The organism is Qipengyuania sp. (genome assembly GCF_965277845.1).
Taxonomy (GTDB): Bacteria; Pseudomonadota; Alphaproteobacteria; order Sphingomonadales; family Sphingomonadaceae; genus Qipengyuania.
This window is the reverse complement of sequence record NZ_OZ255844.1, coordinates 1,379,588-1,392,584: the sequence shown is the minus strand read 5'-3', so window position 1 is coordinate 1,392,584 and position 12,997 is coordinate 1,379,588. Positions and strand designations below refer to the sequence as shown.

The following is a 12,997-nucleotide window of genomic DNA, read 5'->3' as shown; positions in this document are numbered from 1 at the left end:
CGCGATGCGGGGATAGAGCGGCGTAGTGACGCGCGATCATGCCCTATTGCCGATATTCGTGGCGGCGTTCGCGGTCGCCAGCCTGTCGTTGATGGATGCCTTCATGAAGAGCGCCGCTCTGGCGGTGGGCGTGCTTACCGCGGCCTGGCTGCGCTCGGCCATTGCGACCGGCATTGCGCTGCCGCTGTGGCTGGCGCGCGGCGGCCGGTGGCCGCAGCCGCACGTCCTCAAGCTGCATTTGCAGCGTTCGGTGGTGGCGACCTTCATGGCGCTGACATTCTTCTATTCGATCACCAAGCTGCCCCTCGCCGAAGCGATTGCAATCAGCTTCGTCGCCCCGCTCATCGCGCTCTATCTTGCGCGTGTCATGCTGGGGGAGAGGATTCGCAAACAGGCCATTTTCGCCTCGATTCTGGGCTTCGCAGGAACGCTGGTGATTATCGGCGGAAAGGTCGGCCAGGCCGATTTCGACCGCGACACGGCACTCGGCCTTGGCGCCATCCTGACCTCGGCGATGCTCTATGCGTACAGTTTCATCCTGGTGCGGCGACAATCACAGGTCGCAGGGCCGGCGGAAATCGCCACTTTCCATTCGGGCGTTTCAGTGGCCCTGTTGGGCCTTGCCGTGCCGTTCCTGTTCGAAATGCCGGACCGCGCAACGACCGTCGATTTGATCGCAGCTGCCCTCTTGACGGTTGCCGGCGCAATGGCACTCGCCTGGGCTTATGCCCGCGCCGAAGCACAGGTGCTGGTACCGCTAGAGTATTCGAGCTTTTTTTGGGCATCGCTGTTCGGCTGGCTGTTCTTCGCCGAGGAGCTCACCCCGCCGACTGTCATCGGCACGCTGATCATCATCACATCCTGCTTGATAGCCGCTCGCAGACCGCGCGGCACGCCGGCTACCGAACCGCTTTAACGAGCCTGCTGGACTTCGGCTGCCTGAACCGGCTGGTCGGCGAAGGTGAAGGCTGCGGTGAAACATCCCGCCACGCCAAGGGCGGCGGCGATGACAGCGATACGAAGCGAATTACGCGGGCGGCTACTCGCATCCGGAAACGATGGCATTCGATAACTCCCCATTCGGACCGTGCTGCCCGTCCGGCGCACTTGCCCAGATTTTGCCTTAATAAGCGCTGAAGCCGCGCCTAGGTTCCCCAAAAGGTCTATGTTGCAGTGCCGCAGACTTGATTTTTCCGCCACTTCGGCGCAGGTGCGCGGCACATTTCGCCGCCCCGCCCATTGGTCGGGTGACGGCCCCTAACGAAAGGACAGATGCGCGCATGACCCAGGTCGGCAAGGACACGCTCGGAACCCGCTCCACCCTCACCGTGAACGGGAAGGATTACGCCTATTATTCCTTCGCCAAGGCAGAAGAGCAAATCGGCGACGTGTCGAAGCTGCCCTTCAGCCTCAAGGTCCTGCTCGAGAACATGCTGCGCTTCGAGGACGGCGGCTTCACCGTTTCGACCGACGATGCGCAGGCGATCGCCGATTGGCAGAAGAACCCGGCAACCGGAAAGGAAATCCAGTATCGCCCCGCGCGCGTGCTGCTGCAGGACTTTACCGGCGTTCCCTGCGTGGTCGACCTCGCTGCCATGCGCGACGCGATCAGCAAGCTCGGCGGCGACACCGCCAAGATCAATCCGCAGGTTCCCGTGAACCTGGTGATCGACCACTCGGTCATGGTCGACGAGTTCGGCCACCCCAAGGCATTCGAGAAGAACGTCGAGCTCGAATATGCCCGCAACGCCGAACGCTACGACTTCCTCAAATGGGGTTCGAAGAGTTTCGAGAACTTCTCTGCCGTGCCTCCGGGCACCGGCATCTGCCATCAGGTCAATCTCGAATATATCGGCAAGGGAGTGTGGAGCAGCGAAGATGGTGACGGCAATGCAGTCGCCTATCCCGACACCTGCGTCGGCACCGACAGCCACACCACGATGATCAACGGCCTCGGCGTGCTGGGCTGGGGCGTCGGCGGGATCGAGGCCGAGGCCGCCATGCTCGGCCAGCCGATCTCGATGCTGATCCCCGAAGTCGTCGGGTTCAAGCTCACCGGTGCGATGGCCGAAGGCGTCACCGCCACCGATCTCGTGCTGACCTGCGTGCAGATGCTGCGCGAAGTCGGCGTGGTCGGCCGCTTCGTCGAATTCTACGGTGAAGGCGTTGCCAATCTCACCCTCGCCGACCGCGCGACGATCGCCAACATGGCGCCCGAATACGGCGCGACCTGCGGTTTCTTCGGGATCGACGACAAGACCCTCGAATACATGCGCCTTACCGGCCGCGACGAGGAAACGATCGCGCTGGTCGAAGCCTATTCGAAAGAACAGGGCATGTGGTTCACGCCCGAGAACGAGCCGGTCTTCACCAAGACCCTCGAACTCGACATCTCGAAAGTCGTGCCCAGCCTCGCCGGACCCAAGCGCCCGCAGGATCGCGTGGCGCTGCCGCAGGTCGACGAACTCTTCAACACCGACCTCAAGTCGATCTACAGCAAGGATGCGCCGCTTCGCGTCGACGTCGACGGCAAGGATCACGACGTGGGCGACGGCGACGTGGTGATCGCCGCGATCACCAGCTGCACCAACACCTCCAATCCCGACGTTCTGATCGCCGCCGGCCTCGTCGCCAAAAAGGCGCGCGAGAAGGGGCTCGCACCCAAGCCCTGGGTGAAGACCAGCCTCGCACCGGGCTCGCAGGTCGTGACCGATTATCTCGAGAAATCGGGCCTGCAGGACGATCTCGACGCGATGGGCTTCGACCTCGTGGGCTATGGCTGCACCACCTGTATCGGCAACTCCGGCCCCCTCGCTCCGCCGATCAGCAAAGCAATCAACGGCAATGATATCGTCGCTGCCTCGGTCCTGTCGGGCAACCGCAACTTCGAAGGCCGCGTCTCACCCGACGTGCGCGCCAACTTCCTTGCCTCGCCCCCGCTGGTCGTGGCCTATTCGATCCTCGGCACGGTTACGCAGGACATCACCGAGACCCCGCTGGGCAAGGACCAGGAGGGCAATGACGTGATGTTGGCCGATGTGTGGCCGACCAATGCGGAGATCGCGGAGCATCGCGCCGCCAACATCGACCGTCAGATGTTCGAAACCCGCTATGCCGACGTCTACAAGGGTGATGAGCACTGGCAGGCAATCAAGGTCGAAGCCAGCGACACCTATCGCTGGAACCCGGCCAGCACCTATGTCGCTTCGCCGCCCTTCTTCGAAGGCATGGAAATGACCCCCGCGCCGGTGACCGACATCACCGATGCGAAGCCGCTGGCAATTCTCGGCGATTCGGTCACCACCGATCACATCAGCCCGGCCGGTTCGATCAAGGAAGACAGCCCGGCGGGCTCCTACCTGCAGAGCCACCAGGTCGCGAAGCAGGACTTCAACTCCTATGGCTCGCGCCGAGGCAACCACGATGTGATGATGCGCGGTACCTTTGCCAACATCCGCATCAAGAACGAAATGGTCCCGGGTGTCGAAGGCGGCTACACCACCTACGAGGGTGAGCAGATGCCGATCTACGATGCGGCGATGAAGCACAAGGAAGACGGCACCCCGCTGGTGGTCGTGGCCGGCAAGGAATACGGCACCGGCTCCAGCCGCGACTGGGCGGCCAAGGGCACGATCCTGCTGGGCGTGAAGGCGGTCATCGTCGAAAGCTTCGAGCGCATCCACCGCTCGAACCTGATCGGCATGGGCGTGCTGCCGCTGCAGTTCAAGGATGGCGGCACCCGCAACTCGCTCGGCCTGACGGCGACCGACAGCTTCACCATCAAGGGGTTGGCAGACCTCACTCCGAGCCAGGACGTCGAAGTCGAAGTCACCCGCGAGGACGGCTCGAGCTTCACTTTCACCGCGCTGTGCCGCATCGATACCGCAAACGAGATGGAGTACTACCGCAATGGCGGTATCCTCCACTACGTATTGCGGAAACTGGCGGCGGCGTGATCCGGCAGGCGCTCTTTGCTGGGCTGGCGGCGGGCATGCTCGCCGCTTGCACGGCGGATGCGCGCGCCAGCGACGACGATGTGGGAGCCACGACGCAGGCGACGGTCGAAACGATCACGCCCGAGGCGCTGGCCGATAGGATCGCCGCCGGAGAATCCATCCAGCTGATCGACGTGCGCACCCCGGAAGAATTCGCCCAAGGTCATCTGACCGGGGCGATCAATATCCCGGTCGATCGGTTCGATCCGGCAGCCTTGCCGGACCCTCAAGGCACCGCCCGCGTGCTCTATTGTCGATCCGACCGACGATCCGGCATTGCCGCCGGCCGCCTGGCCGAAGCAAGCGGCGAGGACGCGGTGCATTTGGATGGCGGCATCCTTGCCTGGGAGGAAGCCGATTTGCCGGTCAAACGCGACTGAGTCAGCAACGACGATGATCGGAACCGAGCTGGATGCCCGATAACATGGCGTTGCGCGGTTGGCTGGCGAAACTCTCAGGGCGCGGCCCGATAGATCCGCAAAACGATCCCGCCAAGCTGCGGGCGATCGGCGATGAAGTGCGCGAGCGGCTGCTGGCCGATCCGCGCGTGGAACCACGCGGCGGAGGCAAGGCCGATCTCTTCCTGCTGCGCGGCCTTTTGAGCGCCAAGGAATGCCGCAAGCTGATCGCGATCATCGACAGCCGGATCCAGCCCTCGGTGCTGTTCTCAGAAAAGGTATCGCCACGCGGACGCACCAGTTCGACGCATTTCTTCCAGCAAGAGATGCCCGAAACCCGCGCGCTGGCCAGCGCAATCGGTGCGGTGACGGGGATCGATGCGGTCCATGCCGAACCGCTGCAGGGCCAGCGCTATCGCGAAGGCGAGGAATATCGCCACCACCGCGACCATTTGCGCCCCGAAAGCGCGCACTGGCAAAAGGAACGCCGAAGAGGCGGTCAGCGCAGTTGGACCGCGATGGTCTATCTCAATGCGGTCGAAGCGGGCGGCGCGACCGAATTTCCCGAGCTGGATCTCGCGATCGATCCCGAACCCGGCCTGCTCGTGATGTGGGACAATATGGACCGCAAGGGGCGGCCCAACAGGGCCACGCGGCACGCCGCCCGACCGGTTGAGGCGGGCACCAAATATGTCGTGACGCAATGGTACCGTCAGGGCGAATGGAGTCTCAGCCCGCGCGACTAAAGCAGCGCGCGGGTCGGGCGGATCAGGCGCCGCGCTTGATGCGGAACTTGCGGCGGCCGAGAATCGCGGCGGCCGCCATCCCGAACAGTGCCATCATCGGCGGGGCGGGCACTTCGGTGCCGCCGCTGCTGCTCGAGGTCGACGAGCTGGTCGAGGACGAGGTTGAGCTCGACGTGGATGTCGAAGAGGAGGTCGAGCTCGACGTACTGGTCGAGGACGACGAGCTCGTGCTCGAAGTGATGTTGCCGCTCGTGGTCGATACCTCGCCAGTCGAGGTCGAGACGCTGCCGGTCGAGGTCGACACCTCGCCAGTGGACGTCGATACCGCGCCGGTCGAGGTCGACACTTCGCCAGTGCTGGAGCTTGTGGTGGTCGACACTTCGCCCGTCGAGGTCGAGGTCGACGAACCGCCGGTCGAGGTCGAGGTAGAGCTGCCGCCTGTCGAGGTGGTGGTCGAGACGTCGACGATAACGTCGCCCGGCTCGCCGCCGGTAGTAGTGGTCGAATTGACGACCACGCTGCCGCCGCCGCTCGATCCGGTGAAGAATCCGCCGAAAAAGCCGCCACCGAAACCGCCGCCGAAGCCGCCACCGCCGCCTCCCCCAATCGAGCGGGCAGCACCTCCTCCGCCGCTGACCGGCGCCGATGCAGGCAGCGGGGGAACGGGAACGGGCGCCATCGCCTGGCGATAGACCGGCGGGCAGATGTTGTCGGGATTATAGGCCGCTTCGGGCGATTCGGCGGGTATGCATTCGATCTGGCGCGGGATCGTGCGAGCGCGCGGCACGGTCGGCCGAGGTACGGCACGCGGCTTGGCCTGCTTGACGTATTTGACCTGCTTCGACTTGTATTGCGGATCGTCGGTGATCGGCTTTTCGGCGACATGCACCGCACCGCCCGCGAGCAGCGCGCCACCCGCCGCGGTGGCCGAGAGTTTGGCGAGAGCTGACTTGACCGACATCGTTAAACTTCCTCTTGCGACCGCGCGAGGGAAAGAGAAAAATCCATCCCCTTTCGCGATCTTGGACCACCAATGCGAATCCCCGTTTAGGGTCCCCGAATGAATTTACTGATCGCTCATGCACCCAGAAAGTAAATTTTTCGCGGAATTGCGAGGGTTGTGCAAGCCCCGTCCCGTTTCGGGACCCTCGGATGTGGCTTTCTTACCGCGCGGGTAAGCCTACTTGTCGAACATATCGCCCTGCGGTCTCGATGGCGGCGACAGGCCGAGATGCGCCCAACCGCCATCGTTGAGGCAGCGCCCGCGCGCGGTTCGCGCGATAAGGCCGAGTTGGATGAGGTAGGGCTCGATCACCTCTTCCACCGTGTCGCGCGGCTCCGACAGGCCCGCCGCGAGCGTCTCCACGCCGACCGGCCCGCCTTTGTAGGTGGTCGCGATCATGGTGAGATAGCGCCGGTCCATTGCATCGAGGCCGAGCGAATCGACTTCGAGTCGCGTAAGGGCCTCGTCGGCGACCTTCGCGGTCACCACCGGTTCGCCCAGCACCGAGGCGAAGTCGCGCACGCGCCGCATCAGGCGGCCTGCGACCCGCGGGGTGCCGCGCGAGCGGCGAGCGATCTCGCGCGCGCCGCCCTCGTCTATGCCCATGCCGAGCAGCCCCGCACCGCGGGTGACGACCTTGAGCAGCTCGTCTTCGGTGTAGAAATTCAATCGCACCGGGATGCCGAAGCGGTCGCGCAAGGGGGTGGTCAGCAGCCCCTGCCGCGTGGTCGCGCCGACCAGTGTGAAGGGCGGCAGGTCGATGCGCACGCTGCGCGCCGACGGCCCCTCGCCGATAATTATGTCGAGCGCGCGGTCCTCCATCGCCGGGTAGAGCACTTCCTCGACCACCGGATTGAGCCGGTGGATCTCGTCGATGAACAGCACGTCGTTGGGTTCGAGATTGGTGAGCAGCGCGGCGAGGTCGCCCGCCTTGGCGATTACCGGCCCGCTGGTGGCACGGAAGCCGACGCCCAGCTCCTTCGAAACGATCTGCGCCAGCGTGGTCTTGCCAAGGCCCGGAGGCCCGAAGAACAAGACATGGTCCATCGCCTCGCCGCGGTTCTTCGCAGCCTCGATAAAAACGCGCAAATTCTCGCGCGCCGCCTTCTGCCCGACGAACTCCTCGAGGCTCTTGGGCCGCAGCGCCGCATCCGGGTCTTCCGGCTGCCGGTCGGGCGAATGGAGGGTGACGGGTTCGGTCATGATGTGAGAAGACTGAACTCACCGAGTCCATCTGGATTTAGCACAGCCTCTCCAACTCCCTCTGCTAGTATGATTTGCGGTTGTGCCCCGGCGGCTCCTGACCACTGACAAATGATGACCGACTGAACTGCCGGTAAGAGAAGTGCATGAGCACGCATTAAGCGAATGAAATCATCCACCCACGACCGATATTTTTGCCATTCAAACGGGACTATCTTGTCTTCAAGAACCTTTTGAGCAGACGGCACGTGCAAGATATTGGCACACTGTCCGTACACGCGGTTTAAAGCTCCAAGTGTCATCGGTTTCATCGCAGGCACGAATTGCTTCTCACCATCAGCACCGACGCTCACAAAGAGCTGCAAGGGAATAGGCAAGGGGTTCTCGTTGAATTTTTCGATCTCTTTGAACGCGTCTTTCGGATGCCAATGCTTGGGATCGAGCTCCGTCCCCTCCTGCAAGTGTGCTAACGTTGACCCTAGCATTACCAACTCGCAAACCTTCCTGACCTGTAATGCAATCGAGTCTAGCCTGAGCCAGTTGTCACTGTGCTCTTTGCTTTCATCGATTTCATTCAGCAGCCTGTCTGACGCGATTAGTCTACCAATGATCGAATTAACGACCGTAGGATAGTGAGACTCGATTGACGCCGGCTCCATCAAAACGGGTTCACCGTGTAGCCGCGTTGCTGGAGCATAGCGTGGGCGGTCATGGCGGAGAGGTCCATTTCGACGCCCTCGATTAGCTCGTCCTTGGTCACCCCATAGGCCGCCGCGCTCTGGCCGCAGACGATGAAGCGCACGCCCTGGTCGAGCATCGCGCGAACCATGTCAGCACTGCCGTTTTCGCCTTCCAGATCGTGCGCCGCCCAGACCTCGGCCGAGAGCAGGTCGTGGACCGCCTTGCCATGCACCACCACTGTGACGCGGATGTTCTCTTCGGCCACGCCATGCTCGACATGCATGTTGATGAACCGCGCCGCGCTCTCGAAGCTGCGATTGCGACCGCCGTCCTCGGCGGCTTTCGCCACATCGAAGCTGTGCGCAAATTGGGTATCGGGCGCGAATGTCTCGACGCCCTCGACCGGCGCGTGCGGGCCGAAATCCTCGAACACCGGACCGGTCTTGAAGGCGCTCATGTCCTGCGCGCTCACCGCAGTCGCCAGCAGGGCCGCTGCCGCGCTCATCAGGGTTACTTTCAAAACCGTGTTCGTCATCCCGCTGCCCTCTTCAACGCGATGCGGATGAGGTCGCCCTCGCTTGCGTCTTCGCCCAGTTCACCCTGCGCCGCCGCCACCGCGCGCGCGGCCACCGCAGGCTTGAAGCCGAGGTTTTCGAGCGCGCTCACCGCATCGGCGCTGGCGCCGCCCGCCGGTGTCGCTGCCATCGTCGCGCCAGCCATGCCGCCGCCCGGCAGCGCGCCGGCCTTGTCCTTGAGCTCGTTGACGATGCGACCTGCCAGCTTGGGCCCCACCCCGTTGGCGCGCGCGATCATCGCCGCATCGCCGTTAGAGCAGGCGGCCTGCACCTCGCCTGTCGACAGCGCGGAGAGGATCGCCAGCGCCACCTTGCTGCCCACACCCTGCACCTGCGTCAGCAGGCGGAACCAGTCGCGCTCGGCGGCCTCGGCAAAGCCGAGCAGGCGCATGTCGGTCTCGGACACCTGCAGGTCGGTATAGACGGTACACGCCTCGCCCACTTCGCCCAGCGCGGCGAGCGTCTTGGTCGAGCAATGGACCAGATAGCCGACGCCCGAGACGTCGATCACCGCCCAGTCGGTTCCGGTTTCGTCGAGCAGGCCCTTGAGCTTCGCAATCATGGTTTGTTCTTTACGCTAACCGCTTCAATTTGCCAGTGGCCCCGCCTCCTTCTCCCCGTTCGTCTCGAGCGAAGTCGAGAGGCTGGCTTGGCGCGAGGAGAGAAAAAGGTGTTTCGACTGCGCTCGACACGAACGGGGGTTGGGCTAGAAGTGGCTCCATGAGCTGGAACACTTTCGGACGCGTCTTGCGCTTTACCACCTGGGGCGAAAGCCACGGCCCCGCGATCGGCGCGGTGGTCGACGGGTGCCCGCCGGGTATCGTGCTGTCGGAAGAGGACATCCAGCCCTTCCTCGATGCGCGGAAGCCGGGGCAGAACAAGTTCACCACGCAGCGCAAGGAGCCCGATGCGGTCCGCATCCTTTCGGGCGTTTTCGAGGGCAGGACCACGGGCACGCCGATCAGCCTGCTGATCGAGAACACCGACCAGCGCTCGAAGGACTATTCGGAGATCGCGAAGACCTATCGCCCGGGCCATGCCGACTATGCCTATGACGCGAAGTACGGCTTGCGCGATTATCGCGGCGGCGGGCGCAGTTCGGCGCGCGAGACGGCGATGCGCGTGGCGGCGGGCGCGGTGGCGCGCAAGGTCGTCGGCGAGGTCAGTATCCTCGCCTATGTCGCCGAAATCGGCGGCGACCGGATCGACCGGGCCAATTTCGACCGCGAGGAGATCGCGCGCAATCCCTTCTGGTGCCCCGACGCACAGGCCGCAAAGCGCTGGGAGAAACTGGTCGACGAGGCGCGCAAGGCCGGCTCCTCGCTCGGCGCGGTGGTCGAATGCGTGGCCGAGGGTGTGCCCGCCGGCTGGGGCGCGCCCGTCTATGCCAAGCTAGATTCTGACCTCGCTGCAGGCATGATGAGCATCAATGCGGTCAAGGGCGTCGAGATCGGCGACGGTTTCGAGGCCGCGCGGCTGACCGGCGAGCAGAACGCCGACCCGATGCGGCCTTCCTTAAACGAGGAGGGCAACGACGGCCCGCGGTTCAAGGCCAACCATGCCGGCGGTATCGCGGGCGGCATCTCGACCGGCCAGCCGGTGACCTGCCGCGTCGCCTTCAAGCCGACCAGCTCGATCCTGACGCCGGTCGAGAGCGTGACCCGCGACGGGGAGGCGACCGAGGTCCGCACCAAGGGCCGCCACGACCCTTGCGTCGGCATCCGCGGCACACCCGTGGTCGAAGCGATGATGGCGCTGGTACTGGCCGATCACAAGCTGCTCCACCGCGCGCAATGCGGGTAGTCTGAGGCCACACGCCTCGGCCGCGCGCAACAAGCTGCCTGCTTCGATGCCCTTCCCGAAAGTTCCATCGATTTGATCGATTATTTCGATTCTTCCAATCGCAACTTATCGCTTTTGTGCATTGCAACAGGCCTTATCTGACGCCCATCAGTTTCAACCCGAACAACGGAGACATTCATGGGTATCATCGGAAGCGAGATCAAACCGTTCACCGCCACCGCCTTCCAGGCGGGCAAGGACTTTTTCGAGGTCACCGAGGAAGACGTGAAGGGCAAGTGGGCCGTTTTCTTCTTCTATCCGGCCGACTTCACCTTCGTTTGCCCGACCGAGCTCGAAGACCTCGGCGAGCATTACGAAATGCTCCAGAAGCTCGACGTCGAGGTCTACGGCGTGTCGACCGACACCCACTTCAGCCACAAGGCCTGGCACGACACCAGCGAGAAGATCGGCAAGCTGAACTTCCCGTTCCTCGGCGACCAGAACCACGTGCTGGCACGCAATTTCGACGTGCTGCGTGAAGGCGCAGGCCTCGCCGATCGCGCCACTTTCGTAGTCGATCCCGATGGCGTGATCCAGCTGGTCGAACAGACCTGCGAAGGCGTCGGCCGCAACGCCAACGAACTGGTCCGCAAGATCCGCGCTGCCCAGTACGTGCGCAACAACCCCGGCCAGGTCTGCCCGGCGGCATGGGAAGAAGGCAGCGATACGCTGGCCCCCTCGCTCGACCTCGTCGGCAAAATCTAAGCCGTTCATTCCGGCTACAGATCGGGCGCGCTAGCGGCGCCCGCTCATCCACCCGAACCAAGACTCGGGTCGCTGGAAGGCCCGGGGCATCTCCCTCCCCCCTCGCCCCGGGCCTTTTCCTCTCTCCCGAATTTTCGAACGCCGTCCCACCCGACGCCCGGAGTCCGCCCATGCTCGATGCAACGATGACCCAGCAATTGAAGACCTATTTCGCCAATCTGCGCGAACCGGTCGAATTGGTCGCTTCGCTCGGCGAGGACGCCAAGAGTGCGCAAACTCGCGAGTTGCTCGAAGAAATCGCAGCGCTGCATGACCTCGTCAGTGCGCAATTCGACGGCACCGACGAGCGCAAGCCCAGCTTCGTCATCCGCCGCGCGAGCGATGCGGAAAAGTGGGTTCGCTTTGCGGGCCTGCCGATGGGGCACGAGTTCACTTCGCTCGTCCTCTCCCTGCTGTGGGCCGGCGGCCACCCGCCCAAGGTCGATGCCGACCTGCTCGAACAGGTCCGCGGGCTGGAGGGCGATTTCAACTTCGAGATGTATTTCTCGCTCTCGTGCCACAACTGCCCCGATGTCGTGCAGGCGCTGACGCTGATGGCGCTCGAAAACCCGCGCATCACCGCCACGCTGATCGAGGGCGGCACCTTCCAGGACGAAGTCGATGCGCGCGAAGTGATGGCGGTGCCCGCTACCTTCCTCAACGGCGAACCATTCTACAACGGCAAGATGGAACTGGCCGAAATCCTCGCCAAGCTCGATACCGGCAGCGAGGAAAAGGCGGCGGAAAAGCTGTCGGCCAAGGAGCCATTCGAAGTCCTCGTTATCGGCGGCGGCCCCGCTGGCGCGGCCACGGCGATCTATACCGCGCGCAAGGGCTTTCGCACCGGCATCGCTGCCGAACGCTTCGGCGGCCAACTGCACGACACGCTTGGCATCGAGAACCTGCCCGGCACGACCTATACCGAAGGCCCCAAGCTGGCGGGCGAGCTCAAAAGCCATGTCGGCGAGTACGAGATCGACCTGATGGATCTCGCCAAGGCGGTAAAGCTCGTCCCTGCCAAGGAAGGTGGCGGTCTGCACACGATCGAGTTGGGCAATGGCGCGAATCTCAAGGCACGCAGCCTGATCCTTGCGACCGGCGCGCGGTGGCGCAATCTGGGCGTTCCCGGCGAGGCCGAATACCGCAACAAGGGCGTCGCCTATTGCCCCCACTGCGACGGTCCGCTGTTCAAGGGCAAGCGCATCGCGGTGATCGGCGGCGGCAATTCGGGCGTGGAGGCGGCGATCGACCTAGCCAAGATCGTCGGCCACGTCACGCTGATCGAATATGACGACAAGCTGCGCGCCGACGACGTGCTGCAGAAGAAACTGCGCAGCATGGCCAATGTCGAGATCGTCACCAGCGGCCAGACGACCGAGATCACCGGCTCGGGCGGCAAGGTCGACGGCCTGATCCTCAAGGATCGCGCGAGTGGTGACGAACGGCGCGTCGAGGTAGAAGGCGTCTTCGTCCAGATCGGCCTCGTACCCAATACTGAATGGCTGCAGGGCTCCGGCCTCGAACTCACGAAGTTCGGCGAGATCGTCACCGACGAAGAGGGCCGCACCAACCTGCCGGGTATTTTCGGCGCGGGCGACGTGACCGACGTGCCCTATAAGCAGATCGTGGTCGCCATGGGCGAGGGCTCAAAGGCGGGGTTGTCGGCATTCGATTACCTCATCCGGACAGAGCCCGCCGAGGACATCGCGAAGGCCGCCTGACTTCGTCACGCTACGGACACGAAAGCGTCGCCATTCCAAAAGGATGGCGACGCTTTTCGCATTTGGGGTGCGTTTCGTCGCCTCATCGC

13 protein-coding genes are annotated in these 12,997 nt (G+C 63.7%); 7 read left to right on the top strand and 6 right to left on the bottom strand.

The features are described from left to right. Nucleotides 1-25: 25 nt before the first annotated feature. Nucleotides 26-916 carry a DMT family transporter gene (locus tag ACQY4G_RS06875; RefSeq protein WP_067692965.1) on the top strand — a complete coding sequence of 297 codons (891 nt, stop codon included), beginning with the start codon at nucleotides 26-28 and terminating at the stop codon, nucleotides 914-916. On the opposite strand, the gene ACQY4G_RS06870 is transcribed toward ACQY4G_RS06875, so the two are convergent. After that, entirely contained in the window at nucleotides 913-1,065 is a 153-nt protein-coding gene (locus ACQY4G_RS06870) for a hypothetical protein (protein WP_157075125.1), read from the bottom strand. The two genes, ACQY4G_RS06875 and ACQY4G_RS06870, sit on opposite strands and share 4 nt — an antisense overlap. A gap of 215 nt (nucleotides 1,066-1,280) precedes the next feature. On the opposite strand from ACQY4G_RS06870, the gene acnA reads away from it, so the two are divergent. From acnA to ACQY4G_RS06855, 3 genes are read left to right on the top strand one after another with little or no spacing between them, the layout of a single operon-like run. After that, entirely contained in the window at nucleotides 1,281-3,956 is a 2,676-nt protein-coding gene (gene acnA, locus ACQY4G_RS06865; RefSeq protein WP_421989717.1) for an aconitate hydratase AcnA, read from the top strand. Further along, nucleotides 3,953-4,375 (top strand): rhodanese-like domain-containing protein, encoded by a 423-nt coding sequence (locus tag ACQY4G_RS06860; RefSeq protein ID WP_421989715.1) that lies wholly within the window; start codon nucleotides 3,953-3,955, stop codon nucleotides 4,373-4,375. Before acnA ends, ACQY4G_RS06860 begins: the two co-directional genes overlap by 4 nt. 32 nt (nucleotides 4,376-4,407) lie before the next feature. Then, complete coding sequence (locus ACQY4G_RS06855) at nucleotides 4,408-5,139, top strand: prolyl hydroxylase family protein (protein ID WP_421989713.1); 732 nt, start codon at nucleotides 4,408-4,410, stop codon at nucleotides 5,137-5,139. Nucleotides 5,140-5,161: 22 nt separating this feature from the next. On the opposite strand, the gene ACQY4G_RS06850 is transcribed toward ACQY4G_RS06855, so the two are convergent. The 5 genes from ACQY4G_RS06850 to ruvA form a co-directional block, all read right to left on the bottom strand. Continuing rightward, nucleotides 5,162-6,100 carry an MYXO-CTERM sorting domain-containing protein gene (locus ACQY4G_RS06850; protein ID WP_421989711.1) on the bottom strand — a complete coding sequence of 313 codons (939 nt, stop codon included), beginning with the start codon at nucleotides 6,098-6,100 and terminating at the stop codon, nucleotides 5,162-5,164. A 219-nt stretch (nucleotides 6,101-6,319) separates the two neighbouring features. Further along, nucleotides 6,320-7,345, bottom strand: a complete 1,026-nt coding sequence (gene ruvB / locus ACQY4G_RS06845) for a Holliday junction branch migration DNA helicase RuvB (RefSeq protein WP_421989709.1) — start codon at nucleotides 7,343-7,345, stop codon at nucleotides 6,320-6,322. Next, nucleotides 7,342-7,806: a hypothetical protein gene (locus ACQY4G_RS06840; protein ID WP_421989707.1), complete on the bottom strand. Its 465-nt coding sequence runs from the start codon at nucleotides 7,804-7,806 to the stop codon at nucleotides 7,342-7,344. Before ACQY4G_RS06840 ends, ruvB begins: the two co-directional genes overlap by 4 nt. A gap of 197 nt (nucleotides 7,807-8,003) precedes the next feature. Further along, a complete protein-coding gene (locus ACQY4G_RS06835) occupies nucleotides 8,004-8,561 on the bottom strand; it encodes a DsrE family protein (RefSeq protein ID WP_421989705.1) in 558 nt (185 codons plus the stop codon). After that, nucleotides 8,558-9,163 (bottom strand): Holliday junction branch migration protein RuvA, encoded by a 606-nt coding sequence (ruvA, locus tag ACQY4G_RS06830; RefSeq protein WP_421989703.1) that lies wholly within the window; start codon nucleotides 9,161-9,163, stop codon nucleotides 8,558-8,560. The genes ACQY4G_RS06835 and ruvA overlap by 4 nt, the downstream gene beginning before the upstream one ends. 158 nt (nucleotides 9,164-9,321) lie before the next feature. On the opposite strand from ruvA, the gene aroC reads away from it, so the two are divergent. The 3 genes from aroC to ahpF all read left to right on the top strand — a co-directional run bounded on the left by aroC (nucleotide 9,322) and on the right by ahpF (nucleotide 12,908). Continuing rightward, nucleotides 9,322-10,404, top strand: coding sequence for a chorismate synthase (aroC, locus tag ACQY4G_RS06825; protein WP_421989701.1), 1,083 nt, complete (start codon nucleotides 9,322-9,324; stop codon nucleotides 10,402-10,404). Nucleotides 10,405-10,581: 177 nt separating this feature from the next. Then, nucleotides 10,582-11,148: an alkyl hydroperoxide reductase subunit C gene (gene ahpC / locus ACQY4G_RS06820; RefSeq protein ID WP_067692935.1), complete on the top strand. Its 567-nt coding sequence runs from the start codon at nucleotides 10,582-10,584 to the stop codon at nucleotides 11,146-11,148. 170 nt (nucleotides 11,149-11,318) lie between these two features. Further along, nucleotides 11,319-12,908: an alkyl hydroperoxide reductase subunit F gene (ahpF, locus tag ACQY4G_RS06815; protein ID WP_421989699.1), complete on the top strand. Its 1,590-nt coding sequence runs from the start codon at nucleotides 11,319-11,321 to the stop codon at nucleotides 12,906-12,908. Nucleotides 12,909-12,997: the final 89 nt, after the last annotated feature.